This window comes from Variovorax sp. GrIS 2.14 (assembly GCF_046115955.1).
In the GTDB taxonomy this organism is placed as follows: Bacteria; Pseudomonadota; Gammaproteobacteria; order Burkholderiales; family Burkholderiaceae_C; genus Variovorax.
In genome coordinates, this window is sequence record NZ_JBJXIA010000013.1 from 91,483 (window position 1) to 106,046 (window position 14,564).

The following is a 14,564-nucleotide window of genomic DNA, read 5'->3' on the forward strand; positions in this document are numbered from 1 at the left end:
CTGCGTGTGTGTGTTTACTGCTCGACCTTGAACTTGCCGTCGACGACTTTCAGCATCACGCCGGTTTCGTTGGTGTAGCCCCAATGGTCTGTCGGCGACCAGTTGATGACGCCGTGCGCCAGCACCGTACGGCCCATGGTTTCGAGCGCATCGCGCAGTGCAGCGCGAAACTCCGGCGTGCCGGGCTTGCCCTTCTTGAGCGCGATCGGTACCGCTTTTTCGAGCACGACGAGCGCGTCCGATCCGTGGCCGGCGAACTGGTTGCGCGAGCCCGGCCCGTAAGCCTTCTCGTAGGTTTCGACGAAGGCGATCGCCATCTTCTTCGAAGGATGGCTGTCGGGCAGTTGCTCGGCGATGACGGCCGGGCCGGACACCACGTAGGCGCCATCGGCATCCTTGCCTGCGGTGCGCATCAGGTCTTGCGTGGCGGCGGCGTGCGTCTGGTAGACCTTGCCCTTGAAGCCGCGCTCCATGATGGCCTTTTGCGGCATGCCCGCACCGCTGCCCGAGGCGACGATCAGGATGGCGTCGGGGTTGGCCGAGGTGAGCTTGAGCGCTTGCGCGGTCACGCTGGTGTCGGCGCGGGCGAAGCGTTCGGTGCCGACGATCTTGATGCCGTTCTTCTCGGCTTCTGCCGTGAAGTCTTTCAGCCAGCCTTCGCCGTAAGCGTCGGTGTAGCCGAGGAAGCCGACCGTCTTCACGCCCATCTTCTTCATGTGGCCGACGACCGCGACCGCCATCACCGCGTTCGATTGCGGCAGGCGGAACATCCACTTGTCCTTGCCGGGCGGCAGCGATGCCGGTGCGGTCGAGATCTGCGGCGTGCCCGATTCGGCCGCCACTTCGGCCATTGGAATCGCTACCGGCGTGGCGGTCGAGCCGACCAGCACGTCGACCTTGTCTTCGGTGATGAGCCGCTGCGTCGCCTTGACGCCGGCCGTCGGGTCGCTCGCGTCGTCGAGCACGATGACCTTGAGGGTTTCACCGGCGATGGTCTTGGGCCAGAGGGCAACCGCGTTCTTGACGGGAATACCGAGGCCCGAGGCCGGGCCGGTCAGGGGTTGCACCACGCCGATGGTGAGGTCGGCGTGCGCGGCTGCGGCCACCAAGGCAAAGGCGGTGGCGAGGACTGTTTTGGCGAACTTCATCTGACTGTCTCCGGGGGAACGAACCGAATTGAAATGGCGAAAGCAAAAGCGAAAGACGAAGGCACGGCTGCCCAGGTTTCAGCGCGGCGCCATTCGCAACGCACCGTCGAGGCGAATCACTTCGCCGTTCAGGTGGCCGTTGGTGACGATGTGACAGGCGAGCTCGGCGAACTCCGAAGGCTTGCCCAGCCGCGGCGGAAACGGGATCGATGCAGCCAGCGATTTTTGCACTGGTTCGGGCAGTTCCATCAGCAACGGCGTGGCGAACAAGCCCGGCGCGATGGTGCACACGCGGATGGCGTGCTGCGCCAGGTCACGCGCCATCGGCAAGGTCATGCCGACCAGCCCACCTTTCGATGCGCTGTAAGCCTGCTGGCCGACCTGGCCATCAAAGGCGGCGACGGAAGCGGTGAAGAGCATCACGCCGCGCTCGCCGTTGTCGAGTGGATCGAGCTTGGCGCAGGCCGCGGCGAAGAGCCGCGCCATGTTGTAGCCGCCGATCAGGTTGATATTGACCACGCGCACGAAGTCTTCGAGTGGCGCCGGATTGCCGTCCTTGCCGACGATGCGTTTCGCACTGCCGATGCCCGCGACGTTCATCAGAATGCGCGCCGGGCCGTGCGCCGCGGCGGCTTTGTCTAGCGCGGCGATGACGCTCGCGGTGTCGGTGATGTCGCACGCGCACGCCACGGCGCAGCCGTCTCCAAACTCTTTGTCGATGTCGGCTGCGACCTTCGCTGCGAGCTCGGCATTGCGGTCGAGCACGGCGACCTTGGCGCCCAGGCGCGCGAGCTCGCGTGCGGTCGCTTCGCCCAGGCCCGATGCGCCGCCCGTGACCAGTGCGGCTTGTCCTTCGATCTTCATTGCTTGTCTCCTCGGGGTGTCGGTTGCAATTTCGGTTGCAAGGTGTACGGCAGCGCGCCGGTGTGCAGCGCCTCGACCTCCACAGCGCGATGCTTCAGCACCGAGCGCTGGTTGATGGAGCCCTTGTCGGTCACTTCGCCCTTGTCGATCGAGGGTGGCACGGACACGAGGTGCGCCCGCGCGATGCGATTGGCACTGCCGGTCGCGTGCCGCGCCAGCGTGTCGACCACGTCTTGAAAGTAGATCTGCACCGGCGTGCTCTGCAGCACGTCTTGCATCGGCGTATCGGCGGGCAAGCCGGCGAGTTTGCGCACGGCTTGCGTCGGGAAGATCAGCGCGCCTACTTCCTTCAGGTTGATGCCGGTCAGCACCACATCCTGGATGTACGGCGCGCCGGCCGCGATGATCTTCGCGCGCAGCGGGCCGACGCTCACGAAGGTACCCGTCGCCAGCTTGAAGTCTTCGGCGATGCGGCCGTCGAAGCGCAGGCCCTTGTGGATGTCGTCAGGATCGATCCAGGTCACCGCGTCGCCGGTGCAGAAGAAGCCTTCTTCATCGAAGGCTTCGGCGGTGGCTTCGGGCGCGCGCCAGTAGCCAGGCGTGATGTTCGGCCCGCGGTAGCGCACCTCGGTCTTGCCGTCGACCTCGACGAGCTTCAAGTCGATGCCGGGTGCCGGCAAACCCAGATCGCCGGACGACACCTGCGGACTGGTGATGTAGAGCGCGAAGGGCGACGACTCGGTCATGCCGAGCCCGGTGCCCATCACGATGCGCTCGCCGACTTCGGCTTCCTGCGTGCGATGCAAGCTGTCCCAGATCGGCTGCGACAGCGCGGCGCCGGCATAGAAGAACATCTTCACGCGCGAAAGCAGGTTCTTGCGCAGGACGGTGTCGGTTTCCATCGCGTTGGCGATGACTTCGAAACCGGTCGGCACGTTGAAGTACATCGTCGGCGCGATCTCGCGCAGGTTGCGCAGCGTCTCGGCCATGCCCGACGGCGTCGGCTTGCCGTCGTCGATGTAGAGCGTGCCGCCGTTGGCCAGCACGATGCCGACGTTGTGGTTGCCGCCGAAGGTATGGTTCCACGGCAGCCAGTCGATCAGCACCGGCGGCTCGTCTTCCAGCGCCGGAATCGACTGGCGCAACTGCTGCTGGTTGGCGCACCACATGCGGTGCGTGTTGATGACCGCTTTCGGCAGCTTGGTCGAGCCCGAGGTGAAGAGGAACTTGACGATCGTGTCGGGCCCGGTGGCGCGCATCGCGGCATCGACCGCCGGCGTCGCGACGGTGGCGTCGAGCTCGGCGAAAGACAGCGCAGCGCGCCCTTCGATCGAGCCTTCGCCCAGCACGACTTCGGTGTCGGCCGGTACCGCTGCGGTGATGGCGCGGCCGAAGCGTGCCGCATCGCTCGCGAACACCAGGCCGGGCGTCAGCGTGTCGAGCACGTGGCGCAGTTTTTCAAAGTCCTGACTGACGACGGAGTAGGGCGGCGACACCGAGCAGTGCGGCACGCCGACGTAGAGCGCACCCAGCGCGAGGAGTGCGTGTTCGATGCCGTTCTCGCTCAGGATGGCGAGCGGCCGATCGGCGCTCAACCCACGGTCGAGCAGCGCCTGCCCGATGCGCCGCGCATGCTGCAGCGCCTCCGCAAAGGTCACATGACGCCATTCGCCGGTGCTGCCATCGGCCTTGCGCTCGCGGCGCGCGACAAAGGTGCGATCGGGCGCGACGTCGGCCCAATGGACGAGTCGGTCGGTCATGCGTTCTGCGCTTGCCACCAACGGTGCTTCGGCGCTCAGGTAACGCGTACCCGATGCGCCTTCGCGCAGCACCCCGCGCGTGACGCCGAAGGCGAGCGAACGATATCTGGGGGCTGCGCCCGTGCTCATGACTTGGCGACCTTGGCAGCGCGGCCCTCGAGGAAGTCGCGCACGCGTTCCTTGGCTTCGGGTGCGCTCTGTGCAATGCCGGCGATCAGCGCTTCGGTGAAGAAGCCCTGGTCGGCCGGTTGTTCGGCGATACGCGGCAGCGCGTGCATCAGCGCGTAGTTGGTGAGCGGCGCGTTCTTGGCCACGCGCCTGGCGAGTTCGAGCGCCTTGTCGAATGCGGTGCCTTCGGGCACCAGGTACTGCGCGAAGCCGACGCGCTCGCCGTCTTCGGCGTTGTAGACGCGGCCCGTGAGCATCATGTCGGTCATGCGGGCCACGCCGATGAGCTTGGGGATGCGCACCGAGCCGCCGCCGCCGACAAAAATGCCGCGCGAGCCTTCGGGCAGCGCATAGAAGGTCGAGGTGTCGGCCACGCGGATGTGGCAGGCGCTGGCCAGCTCGAGCCCACCGCCGACCACCGCGCCGTGCAGTGCCGCGATGACGGGAACCGGCCCGTATTGCACGCGCTCGAGAGCGGCGTGCCACATGCGCGAATGCTTCATACCCTGGCCGGCATCGCGCTCTTTCAGCTCGCTTAAATCGAGGCCCGCGCAGAAGTGCGGACCCTCGCCGTCGACGACGGCGGCGCGTACCGTGTCGGGCAGGCTTTCGAAGGCGTCGCGCAGCGCCAGGATGAGGCCGTCGGACAGCGCGTTGCGCTTGGCGCTGCGTGTGAGGCGAACCACGGCGACGTCGTCGAGGATTTCTAGCTGGAGATCGGGGTGAGTCATGATTGCAATCCGTGTTGGCTTCGATTATGGTTATGCAAGATAACCAATTCAAGGCGCAAAGTCGACCTCGACATTGGGACTTACCCTCAGCCCGACCACAAATAGGAGACAGCGCCATGGACCACGCCAACCTCGTTGCCATCGACACCCATACGCACGCCGAAATCAGCTGCTGGAACCCGTTCGACAACTACGGCGAGGAGTACGACCGCGCCGCAGACAAGTACTTCAAGGCGGGCAAGCGGCCGACCATTCAGGAGAGCATCGACCACTACCGCGAACGCAAGATCGGGCTGGTGATGTTCATGGTCGACGCCGAGTCCAACACCGGTCGCCGGCGCATCCCGAACGAAGAGATCGCCGAGGCTGCGCAGAAGAACAGCGACATCATGATTGCCTTCGCCAGCATCGATCCGCACAAGGGAAAAATGGGTGCGCGCGAGGCGCGCCGACTGATCGAAGACTATGGTGTGAAGGGCTTCAAGTTTCACCCGACGATGCAAGCGTTTCACCCGTACGACAAGATGGCGTGGCCGCTGTACGAAATCATTGCTGAGTACGGCTTGCCCGCCGTTTTTCACACCGGTCACAGCGGCATCGGCTCGGGCATGCGTTGCGGTGGCGGACTGCGCCTGGAGTACAGCAACCCGATGCATCTGGACGATGTGGCCATCGACTTTCCGGACATGCAGATCGTCATGGCGCACCCAAGTTTTCCGTGGCAAGACGAAGCATTGAGCGTGGCGACGCACAAGCCCAACGTGTGGATCGACCTGTCTGGCTGGAGCCCGAAGTATTTTCCCAAGCAGTTGGTGCAATACGCCAACACGCTGCTCAAAGACCGGATTCTTTTTGCCAGCGACTACCCGCTCATCACACCCGACAAGTGGCTGAAAGACTTCGAAGGGGCGGGGTTCAAGCCGGAAGTGGTGCCGGGGATCTTGAAGGGAAATGCGGTGCGGTTGTTGAGGCTGGATCAGGCGGTTGCCAGCTGAGGGCCCCTGTGCGCTGATAGGTCCGCGCAGTCCTGGATCCCTCAAGGCAAGCTCTGCTCTTCCTCCGATTCCAGCTTGCCCCAGTCGACTCCCGACCGCTTCTGCCGCTCCTCGCGTTCCTTCGTCATCTGTTCTTCGAACTGCTGACGGCCTTCCTTGGCCACGGCGATCACCTTGGCCCGGTCCTTGTAGTGCGGATAGGTCGCGTCCATCAGTTTGATGTTCCGAGCGCGAAACCGCATTGCCGTTTCGCGTGCTTCGTACGCTGGCCAGCCGAGCCCTTCAAGAGTGGCGCGCGCGCTGCGCAGGGATGACTCGAACACTTCGCGCTCGATGTGTTCCACGCCGCGATCGCGCAATTGGTACAAGTGCCTGAGGTTGCGTGCGCGGGCCACCACACGGGCTTGGGGAAAGTGCTCGCGCAACAAGTCGACGATGGTGAGCGACTGTTCGATGTCGTCGACCGCCACGACCACCACCCGCGCCGTTGCGGCGCCAGCTGTGCGCAACAGGTCGAGCCGCGTGGCGTCGCCGTAGAACACCCTGAAACCGAACTCACGAAGGCCTTCGACCGTGTCCGAATCGTGATCGAGCACGGTGAGCGGCAGGCCTTGCGACCACAGCATGCGGCCAATGATCTGGCCGTAGCGGCCGAACCCGAGGATCAGCACTTTGGGCTCCTGCTGCTCGGAAATTTCGTCGATCTTCGGCCCTGCGTTCTTCGCGTATTCGTTGTAACGGGGTAGCACCCACTTGTCGATTGCGACCAACAGCAATGGAGACAACAACATCGACAACGCGACCGCGCCGATGAGGAGCGACGTCACTTCCGGTGGCAACACGTTGGGCCCGGCCGCCTGGAACACCACGAAGGCAAACTCGCCGCCCTGCGCCAGCAGCAACGTGAACACGGGTCGCTGCTGGTACGGGATACCCATCGCCTTGGCGAGCGCGTAGATCACCACCAGCTTGACGACCATGAAGCCGACGACCAGCAACGCCATCATCAGCGGCTGCGCGATCAACACGCCGAAGTTGATCGACATACCCACTGCGATGAAGAAGAGTCCGAGCAGCAAGCCTTTGAAGGGCTCGATGTCCGTCTCGAGCTCGCGTCGGTATTCGCTTTCTGCCAGCAGCACGCCGGCCAAGAAGGCGCCGAGGGCCATCGACAAGTGGACGAACTGCATCAGCGCCGCGATGGCGACGACCAACAGCAGCGCGGTGGCAGTAAAGATTTCGGGCGTTTTGCTGCGGGCGATCCAGCGCAGCAAGGGGCGCAACGCGAGCCGGCCGCCCAACACGATGCCGGCGATCACGCCGACGATCTTCAGGCCTTCGAAGAGCCGGTCGAGGCCTGTCACCTGCTGTGCACCAGCGGCAGCGCCGGCCAGCAACGGCAGCAGCGCGAGGATCGGAATGGCGGCCACGTCCTGGAACAGCAGGATCGAAAAGCCGGCCTGGCCGCTGCTGGTCTTCAGCAGGTTGCGCTCGCCGAAAACCTGCAAGGCGATGGCGGTGGACGACAACGCGAGCCCCAGCGCGGCGACCAGCGCGACACGCCATTCGGCGCCGGCCAACCAGCCGATACTGAAGAGCACGACGGCGCAGCTCGCGACCTGCGCCAGGCCCCAGCCGAAGATCGGGCGTCGCAAGTTCCAGAGCCGCTTGGGCTCCAGTTCGAGCCCAACCAGAAAGAGCATCAACACGACGCCGAATTCGGCAAAGTGCAGGACGTCCTCGACGCTCGACACCAGTCCGAGTCCCCAGGGGCCGATGGCAATGCCCGCCACCAGGTAGCCGATGATCGAACCGAGGCCCAGCGCTTTGGAAAGCGGCACCACCAATACGGCGGCGCCCAGATAGATGAGGCTGCTCGTCAGCCAGACCGGTGCGTGTTCCATGCTCAGGCGCGTTCTGCCGTGCCGGACATGGCAGCGGGAACATTGCTCAGCGCCTTACCGAATTCGCGCGACATCGCCGCTGCATCCTCATCCTCTTGAGGCCGGTCGGTCGGCGGTACCACGCAGGTAGGGCAATCGCCGAGCGCGTCGATCTCGGGCCAGTTCGGAAAGCTGCCCAGTCGCTCGGAGAAAGTCTGGACATGCGACTGGACCTCGTCGTCGCTTGCGCTGCGGGCGCCGTGCAATATGAGCGGCGGCAAAAAGCGCATGCCGCAGAGCACGCCGGTCTGCTCATAGGGCGGCAAAAACGCGTCGAAGAAATAGCGGTTGTAGCTCTGCGGGTGGTAGCTCTCTTCAGGGCCGCCGGTGGTGGCGACCAGCCACAAGTCCTTGCCAACCAGCGCGGTGCCTCCGGTGCCATAAGCCCAGCCGTAGCTCAAGACCTCGTCGAGCCAGAGCTTCTGAAGCGGCGGCATCGAATACCAGTGGATCGGATGCATGAGCACGACCAGATCGGCGCGAGCGAGCTTGGCTTGCTCGGCTTCGACGTCGATCGCATAGTCGGGATAGCTGTCGTAGAGATCGTTGACTTCGACTCCTTCGACGCCGCGGGCGGCTCGCACCAGCTGCCGATTGACGCGCGAGTCGCGCCAGTGCGGATGCGCCGCCAGCAAATAAATGGTGGGCGACTTCGAAGCCGTTGCGGTGGTTGAGCTCATCTCGCGAACATAGCGCAATCGGGGCAAGCCCTGTCACGCTTCAGACAGCCGCGCCGACCGACGCGGCGCTAGAGTGCCGCCATGAAAACATTCCAGACCCTTCAGGATCTTGCCGCCTGCGTTGGCCAGGAGGTCGCGGTGAGCGACTGGATCACCGTGACGCAGGAGCAGGTGAATCGGTTCGCTGACGCGACGGGCGACCATCAGTGGATTCATGTCGATGTTGAGCGCGCCAAGGCTGGACCTTTCGGCGGGCCGATCGCGCACGGCTTTCTCACGCTGTCGATGCTGCCGAAGTTCTACGAAGCGGCTTTCGAAGTGACCGAGTCGCGCATGGGCGTGAACTACGGTTTGAATCGTGTCCGCTTCATGGCGCCTGTGCCTGTCGGCGGTCGGCTGCGCGGGCGCATGAAGCTTCTGACAGCGGAGCCGATTGCCAACGACGGTCTGCAGATGACCTGGGAAACGACGATCGAGCTGGAAGGCTCGCCCAAGCCGGCGTGCGTGGCCGAGTCGGTGGTGCGTCGCTACAAGTAATGCAGCACAGATCGGGTTATCTGAACCCGATCTGTCGCCAGGCTTCGAACACGGTCACTGCCACCGCATTCGATAAGTTCAGGCTGCGCTGGCCTTCTCGCATCGGCAGCCGCAGTCGCTGCGCTTCGGGGAATGAGTCGCGCAATCCGGGGTCGAGTCCCTTGGTCTCCGAACCGAACACCAGCCAGTCGCCGTCTGCAAATGCCACCTCATGGACCGGACGGCTGCCGCGCGTCGTGAGCGCGAACATGTGATCGGGCGGTGGTGATTCGCTGTCGAGCAATTGCTGCCAGCCGGCGTATCGGCGCACTTCGGCGTACTCGTGATAGTCCAGTCCGGCACGGCGCAGCAGCCGGTCATCCATGGAAAACCCCAGCGGCTCGACCAGATGCAGCATGCAGCCGGTGTTGGCGGCAAGGCGAATCACATTGCCGGTGTTGGGCGGAATCTCGGGCTCGACCAGGACGATATGAAACATCCACGCATTGTCGCAACGGGCGCAACACCCGACGGTCTGCCGATCAACTCGGCGGATCGGTGCGCGCCAGCACGACGGCCGTGATGTGCACCGCGCCGGCCGTTCGCAGAACCTGCGCCGCCGAGAACATCGATGCGCCACTGGTCATTACATCGTCGACGAGCACGATGCGCTTGCCTTGCACCGCCGTCGCGCGCAGGGGCTCCAACGCGAAAGCGCCTTGAAGGTTGCGCAGCCGCTCGGCGCGCGTCAGTCCGCTCTGCGCCGTCGTTTCGCGCGTGCGTAGCAGCAAGGTCGCGTCGCATTTGCTTTTGGGCGCCAGGCGACAGGCCAGTTCGTATGCCTGATTGAAACCGCGCTCGCGCAGCCGTTCGCGTGACAGCGGCATCGGCAGCACCAGGTCGCACGCATCGAGCGCCGGCTCTACCCAGGGTGTGCTGCGCATCAAGGTCGCGAGAGGAGCGGCCCAGCCGGCGTCTCCTCTGAACTTGAACTGCGCGATGCATTCCGGCCAGGGCCAGACGTAGGCGCACGCAGCCATGCACGCGTCGAGCGGCGGGGCCTGCTTTACGCAGTCGCCGCACTGCGAAAGGCCATCGGGCAGCGGCGACGCACAGGTCCGGCAACGCAGCGTCGGCGGCGCGAAGCGCATCACGCAGTCATCGCACATGCGACGCGACGGCCAGGCGTGGCACACCGCGCACTGGCTCGGCAGGTGCGCGAGCCAGGCAGGACGCAATGAAGAGATCGGCCGCAAAAGGCCTGCGAGCCAAGGGCCGGACATCGCTCAATATACTGGTCTGCCCATGTCCACTGCTCCCGACCGCCGCCCACCGACCATCGACCCCGCGGCGGCGGCACGCTGGTTGCGATGGGTTCCGGCCGAAGGATCGCCCTGGCTGCACGAAGAAATCGGCCGACGTATGGAGGACCGATTGCAGTGGATCAAGGCGCAGCCCGCGACGTGGGCCGACTGGTCGCCGCTGCACGGTGGGCTCGAGGCGCACGCACTGGTGTCGAAGCGCTATCCCAAGGCGGCGTCCTATGTCGTGGAGCAGGAGCGCGGGCTGGTCGAGCGCACTGCATCGGCTGTGTCGATGCCCTGGTGGAGCACGCGCCGCTGGCAGGGCGGCGCTGCGCGATTCGATAGCTTGCCTGAGACTGGCGTCGATTTGCTATGGGCCAATATGGCGCTGCATATGGCGGCCGATCCGCAAGCGCTCATCGGCGAATGGCATCGTTCGGTCGCCACCAACGGCTTCCTCATGTTTTCGTGTTTCGGCCCCGACACGGTGCATGAGCTTCGTGCCCTCTATGCACGCCATGGCTGGCCGCCAGCCGGCCATGAGTTCACCGACATGCACGACTGGGGTGACATGCTGGTCGGCGCTGGATTTGCCGAGCCTGTCATGGACATGGAGCGCATCGTGCTGACCTGGGCCACACCGGAGGCGGCGCTGGCCGAACTTCGCACGCTCGGGCGCAACCTGCATCCTGCGCGGTTTGCACAATTGCGCGGCAAAGGCTGGCGCAGGCGGCTGGGCGATGCTTTAAGCGAATTGCATGGCATCGCCGAAAACGAAGGGCGCATCACGCTGACCTTCGAGATCATCTACGGCCATGCATTCAAGCCGGCTCCACGCGTTTCGCTTTCGTCCGAAAGTGCCGTTTCGTTGCGCGAGATGCGCACCATGCTGCAGCGCGGACGGCCGGGCTGATGGGATTCGCGCACAAACCACCCGCTACAATCCGCCGATGCGTGAACTCGCGGGAATTGGCCCGTGATCGAGGCTAATCGGACATCGGTCTGACAGTCGCGGCGCACCGATTTGCCGAACTCGCCCATTGACGAATTCCGTGTTTCGATTTGCCACTGTTTCAGGCCAGAGCATCCACTGGTTTTTGAAGCGCAATTGCTCGGTCACGCCGAGCCAGCTCGGCTGGCTCTACGCGTCGCTGTGCGTCATTTCGCTCGGCATCGGCACGGTGTTTTGGGTCAACGGGGCGCCTCTGGTGTTGCCGTTCGCGTGGCTCGAACTGACAGCGGTCGGCGTCGCTTTCATGCTGTATGCGCGGCATGCGACCGACGGGGAAAAGATTGCTTTGCAGGGTGGCCGGCTGGTGGTCGAACTGGAGAACGGCGGTCACTATGAGCGGGCAGAATTTTTGCCGCATCAAGTACGGATCGAGCCGCAGGCGGGAGACCGCTCGCTGATCGAAGTGTCAGGACAAGGTCGTTCGGTCAGGGTGGGGCGCTATGTACGCCCCGAGCTGCGCGCGGCGCTGGCGCGCGAGATTCGCATGGCATTGCGCAGCGCCTGAATAGGCAGGCGTGCGCAAGCGGGCATCGACATGCGGTCACAGGGTTAACTGGTTTTCAAGAAGTGAACACGATGAAGAGCAATTGGCGCAAAAAGTACAAGCCGGCGAATCTGCTGCTGGCGGCCGGCGCGGCGTTCAGCGGCGCGGCACATGCAGTCAGCGATCTGGCTGGCGGCCCTTCCGTTCGCCAGCTCAATTTGCCGGTCGGCGTGACCAAGATCGCCCAGGAACAGTACTTTCTGCACAACGCAATGATGGTGCTGTGCACCGTCATCTTCGTGGCCGTTTTCGCGATCATGTTCTATTCGATCTGGAAGCACCGGAAAGCGGCTGGACACAAGGCGGCCAACTTTCATGAGTCGGTGGTGGTCGAAGTCATCTGGACTATCGTTCCTTTCCTCATCGTGATCGTAATGGCACTGCCCGCCACCAAAGTGCTTGTCGCCCAGAAAGACACGACCAACGCCGATCTCACGATCAAGACGACCGGCTACCAGTGGAAGTGGGGCTACGACTACATCAAGGGGGAGGGCGAAGGCCTCGCCTTCATCTCGACGCTAGACAGTTCGCACCGTGCCATGTCCAACAACGGCGCCAAGGGCCCGAACGGGGAAGCGCCGCCGGCCGACTATCTGCTGAAAGTCGACAACCCGCTGGTCGTTCCGGTCGACAAGAAGGTCCGGATCATCACGACGGCGGAGGACGTGATCCACGCGTTCGCAGTGCAGTCGCTCGGAATCCAGCAGGACGCAATTCCGGGCTTCGTGCGGGATACGTGGTTTCGTGCGCAAGAGGTGGGCGACTACTACGGGCAGTGTGCCAAGCTCTGTGGCAAAGAGCACTCGTACATGCCCATTCATGTGAAAGTGGTCTCGGCAGCGGACTACTCCACCTGGGTTGCCGGCAAGAAGAAAGAAGCGGCGGCCAAGCTCGACGATCCGACCAAGGTCTGGACCTTGCCCGACATGCTGGCGCGCGGCGAAAAGGTCTACGCGGGCAACTGTGCTGCTTGCCATCAGGCCAATGGCAAAGGCGCCGGCCCGATCAAGGCGCTCGACGGCGACGAAAAGGTGCTGAATCCTGATCACGCGATTCAGATTCAAGTATTGCTGAAGGGTCAGAACAACGGCGCGATGCCGTCATGGGCCAAGCTGAGCGACACCGACATCGCCTCCGTCATCACATACACCAAGAACACCTGGTCGAACAAGACAGGGCAGTTGGTCCAGCCGGCCGAAGTGCTGGCGCAGCGCGGCAAGTAAGCCGGCCGATCCCCGAATTGCCAAGGAAGATTTCATGAGCGCAGTCCTCGATCCCCACGGCCACGCGGCCGGCCACGACGACCATGGGCACGACGAACACCACGGAGCGCCGGTCGGCTGGCGCCGCTGGGTGTTTGCCACCAACCACAAGGACATCGGGACGCTGTACCTGTTGTTCAGCCTGACGATGTTCATGATCGGCGGCGTGCTCGCGCTGCTGATCCGAGCTGAGCTGTTTCAGCCTGGCCTGCAGTTCCTTAATCCGGAATTGTTCAATCAGTTCACGACCATGCACGGTCTGATCATGGTTTTCGGCGCGATCATGCCGGCGTTCGTGGGGTTCGCCAACTGGATGGTGCCACTGCAGATCGGCGCTTCGGACATGGCCTTCGCGCGCATGAACAATTTCAGCTTCTGGCTGCTGATCCCTGCCTCGCTCATGCTGGTCAGTTCCTTTTTCATGCCGGGTGGAGCGCCATCGACCGGTTGGACTCTGTACGCGCCACTGACGTTGCAGATGGGCCCATCGATGGACGCCGGCATCTTCGCGATGCACATCATGGGTGCCTCTTCGATCATGGGATCGATCAACATCATCGTGACGATTCTCAACATGCGCGCCCCCGGCATGACGCTGATGAAGATGCCGATGTTCTGCTGGACGTGGCTCATCACGGCCTACCTGCTGATCGCCGTAATGCCTGTGCTGGCCGGCGCGATCACCATGACGTTGACCGATCGGCACTTCGGGACAAGCTTCTTCAACCCCGCTGGCGGCGGTGATCCGGTGATGTACCAGCACATCTTCTGGTTCTTCGGTCACCCCGAGGTCTACATCATGATCTTGCCGGCCTTCGGCATCGTCAGCCAGATCGTGCCGGCTTTTGCCCGCAAGCGGCTCTTCGGTTACGCCTCGATGGTGTACGCGACCTCGTCGATCGCCATCCTGTCGTTTATCGTGTGGGCGCACCACATGTTCACTTCGGGCATGCCGTTGACAGGGCAGTTGTTCTTCATGTACGCGACGATGTTGATCGCGGTGCCGACAGCGGTCAAGGTGTTCAACTGGATCGCGACCATGTGGCAGGGCTCGATGAGCTTCGAGACACCGATGTTGTTCGCGGTCGGCTTCATCTTCGTCTTCACGATGGGCGGTTTCAGTGGGTTGATCCTCGCGGTCGCCCCCATCGACATCCAGCTTCACGATACGTACTACGTCGTTGCGCATTTCCACTACGTTCTCGTGGCCGGCTCCTTGTACGCCATGTTCGCCGGCTTCTATTACTGGAGCCCGAAATGGACAGGCGTGATGTACAGCGAGACGCGCGGCAAGATCCACTTCTGGTGGTCGCTGATCTCGTTCAACGTTACCTTCTTCCCGATGCATTTTCTCGGTCTCGCGGGCATGCCTCGACGCTATGCCGACTACCCGATGCAATTCGCTGATTTCAATGCTGTGGCGTCGGTCGGTGCATTCTTCTTCGGTTTTGCGCAGGTCTACTTCTTCTTCTTCGTCGTGCTGCCTGTCATGCGCGGCAAAGGCGAGAAGGCCACGCAAAAACCGTGGGAAGGCGCTGAAGGACTCGAGTGGGAAGTGCCTTCTCCTGCGCCATTCCATACCTTCGAAACGCCTCCGCGGCTTGATCCGACCGCCACCCGCATCTTGGCCTGATCTG

14 protein-coding genes are annotated in these 14,564 nt (G+C 63.5%); 6 read left to right on the forward strand and 8 right to left on the reverse strand.

Translation table 11 applies throughout. The annotated features are described in order from the left end of the window. Nucleotides 1-14 precede the first annotated feature (14 nt). From RCH10_RS19785 to RCH10_RS19800, 4 genes are all read right to left on the reverse strand, one after another. On the reverse strand, nt 15-1,148 hold the full coding sequence (locus RCH10_RS19785; protein WP_409053713.1) for an ABC transporter substrate-binding protein: 1,134 nt from the start codon (nt 1,146-1,148) through the stop codon (nt 15-17). A gap of 78 nt (nt 1,149-1,226) precedes the next feature. Beyond that, nucleotides 1,227-2,012, reverse strand: a complete 786-nt coding sequence (locus tag RCH10_RS19790) for an SDR family NAD(P)-dependent oxidoreductase (RefSeq protein WP_409053714.1) — start codon at nt 2,010-2,012, stop codon at nt 1,227-1,229. Then, nucleotides 2,009-3,901 (reverse strand): feruloyl-CoA synthase, encoded by a 1,893-nt coding sequence (locus tag RCH10_RS19795; protein ID WP_409053715.1) that lies wholly within the window; start codon nt 3,899-3,901, stop codon nt 2,009-2,011. Before RCH10_RS19795 ends, RCH10_RS19790 begins: the two co-directional genes overlap by 4 nt. Continuing rightward, the gene (locus tag RCH10_RS19800) at nt 3,898-4,671 is read right to left on the reverse strand and encodes a crotonase/enoyl-CoA hydratase family protein (RefSeq protein ID WP_409053716.1); all 774 of its coding nucleotides are present in this window, start codon (nt 4,669-4,671) and stop codon (nt 3,898-3,900) included. The genes RCH10_RS19795 and RCH10_RS19800 overlap by 4 nt, the downstream gene beginning before the upstream one ends. A gap of 116 nt (nt 4,672-4,787) precedes the next feature. On the opposite strand from RCH10_RS19800, the gene RCH10_RS19805 reads away from it, so the two are divergent. Then, entirely contained in the window at nt 4,788-5,666 is an 879-nt protein-coding gene (locus tag RCH10_RS19805) for an amidohydrolase family protein (protein WP_323495647.1), read from the forward strand. Between the two features lie 41 nt (nt 5,667-5,707). Here RCH10_RS19805 and kefC read toward each other — a convergent pair whose 3' ends face one another. Both kefC and RCH10_RS19815 read right to left on the reverse strand, forming a co-directional pair. Continuing rightward, on the reverse strand, nt 5,708-7,570 hold the full coding sequence (gene kefC / locus RCH10_RS19810) for a glutathione-regulated potassium-efflux system protein KefC (RefSeq protein ID WP_409053717.1): 1,863 nt from the start codon (nt 7,568-7,570) through the stop codon (nt 5,708-5,710). A gap of 2 nt (nt 7,571-7,572) precedes the next feature. Beyond that, a complete protein-coding gene (locus RCH10_RS19815) occupies nt 7,573-8,289 on the reverse strand; it encodes an NAD(P)H-dependent oxidoreductase (RefSeq protein ID WP_409053718.1) in 717 nt (238 codons plus the stop codon). A gap of 81 nt (nt 8,290-8,370) precedes the next feature. Between RCH10_RS19815 and RCH10_RS19820 the strand changes: the two genes are divergently transcribed. Further along, nucleotides 8,371-8,826: a MaoC family dehydratase gene (locus tag RCH10_RS19820; protein ID WP_409053719.1), complete on the forward strand. Its 456-nt coding sequence runs from the start codon at nt 8,371-8,373 to the stop codon at nt 8,824-8,826. Between the two features lie 16 nt (nt 8,827-8,842). Here the strand turns inward: RCH10_RS19820 and RCH10_RS19825 are convergent, their stop codons facing one another. Both RCH10_RS19825 and RCH10_RS19830 read right to left on the reverse strand, forming a co-directional pair. Next, nucleotides 8,843-9,304: a tRNA (cytidine(34)-2'-O)-methyltransferase gene (locus RCH10_RS19825; RefSeq protein ID WP_409053720.1), complete on the reverse strand. Its 462-nt coding sequence runs from the start codon at nt 9,302-9,304 to the stop codon at nt 8,843-8,845. A gap of 43 nt (nt 9,305-9,347) precedes the next feature. Further along, complete coding sequence (locus RCH10_RS19830) at nt 9,348-10,088, reverse strand: ComF family protein (RefSeq protein WP_409053721.1); 741 nt, start codon at nt 10,086-10,088, stop codon at nt 9,348-9,350. Nucleotides 10,089-10,110: 22 nt separating this feature from the next. Here RCH10_RS19830 and RCH10_RS19835 point away from each other — a divergent pair, with 22 nt between their 5' ends. The 4 genes from RCH10_RS19835 to ctaD all read left to right on the forward strand — a co-directional run bounded on the left by RCH10_RS19835 (nt 10,111) and on the right by ctaD (nt 14,560). Further along, complete coding sequence (locus RCH10_RS19835; protein ID WP_409053722.1) at nt 10,111-11,022, forward strand: biotin synthase; 912 nt, start codon at nt 10,111-10,113, stop codon at nt 11,020-11,022. Nucleotides 11,023-11,149: 127 nt separating this feature from the next. Further along, nucleotides 11,150-11,626 (forward strand): DUF2244 domain-containing protein, encoded by a 477-nt coding sequence (locus RCH10_RS19840; RefSeq protein WP_187053009.1) that lies wholly within the window; start codon nt 11,150-11,152, stop codon nt 11,624-11,626. Between the two features lie 71 nt (nt 11,627-11,697). Further along, complete coding sequence (gene coxB / locus RCH10_RS19845; RefSeq protein ID WP_323495641.1) at nt 11,698-12,888, forward strand: cytochrome c oxidase subunit II; 1,191 nt, start codon at nt 11,698-11,700, stop codon at nt 12,886-12,888. Nucleotides 12,889-12,922: 34 nt separating this feature from the next. Continuing rightward, a complete protein-coding gene (ctaD, locus tag RCH10_RS19850; protein WP_187053007.1) occupies nt 12,923-14,560 on the forward strand; it encodes a cytochrome c oxidase subunit I in 1,638 nt (545 codons plus the stop codon). Nucleotides 14,561-14,564 lie beyond the last annotated feature (4 nt).

Bases quoted from the DNA above. Each gene is read 5' to 3' on its own strand.
- RCH10_RS19785 (WP_409053713.1), bottom strand. From the start codon at position 1,148: ATGAAGTTCGCCAAAACAGTCCTCGCCACCGCCTTTGCCTTGGTGGCC.
- RCH10_RS19790 (WP_409053714.1), bottom strand. From the start codon at position 2,012: ATGAAGATCGAAGGACAAGCCGCACTGGTCACGGGCGGCGCATCGGGC.
- RCH10_RS19795 (WP_409053715.1), bottom strand. From the start codon at position 3,901: ATGAGCACGGGCGCAGCCCCCAGATATCGTTCGCTCGCCTTCGGCGTC.
- RCH10_RS19800 (WP_409053716.1), bottom strand. From the start codon at position 4,671: ATGACTCACCCCGATCTCCAGCTAGAAATCCTCGACGACGTCGCCGTG.
- RCH10_RS19805 (WP_323495647.1), top strand. From the start codon at position 4,788: ATGGACCACGCCAACCTCGTTGCCATCGACACCCATACGCACGCCGAA.
- kefC (WP_409053717.1), bottom strand. From the start codon at position 7,570: ATGGAACACGCACCGGTCTGGCTGACGAGCAGCCTCATCTATCTGGGC.
- RCH10_RS19815 (WP_409053718.1), bottom strand. From the start codon at position 8,289: ATGAGCTCAACCACCGCAACGGCTTCGAAGTCGCCCACCATTTATTTG.
- RCH10_RS19820 (WP_409053719.1), top strand. From the start codon at position 8,371: ATGAAAACATTCCAGACCCTTCAGGATCTTGCCGCCTGCGTTGGCCAG.
- RCH10_RS19825 (WP_409053720.1), bottom strand. From the start codon at position 9,304: ATGTTTCATATCGTCCTGGTCGAGCCCGAGATTCCGCCCAACACCGGC.
- RCH10_RS19830 (WP_409053721.1), bottom strand. From the start codon at position 10,088: ATGTCCGGCCCTTGGCTCGCAGGCCTTTTGCGGCCGATCTCTTCATTG.
- RCH10_RS19835 (WP_409053722.1), top strand. From the start codon at position 10,111: ATGTCCACTGCTCCCGACCGCCGCCCACCGACCATCGACCCCGCGGCG.
- coxB (WP_323495641.1), top strand. From the start codon at position 11,698: ATGAAGAGCAATTGGCGCAAAAAGTACAAGCCGGCGAATCTGCTGCTG.
- ctaD (WP_187053007.1), top strand. From the start codon at position 12,923: ATGAGCGCAGTCCTCGATCCCCACGGCCACGCGGCCGGCCACGACGAC.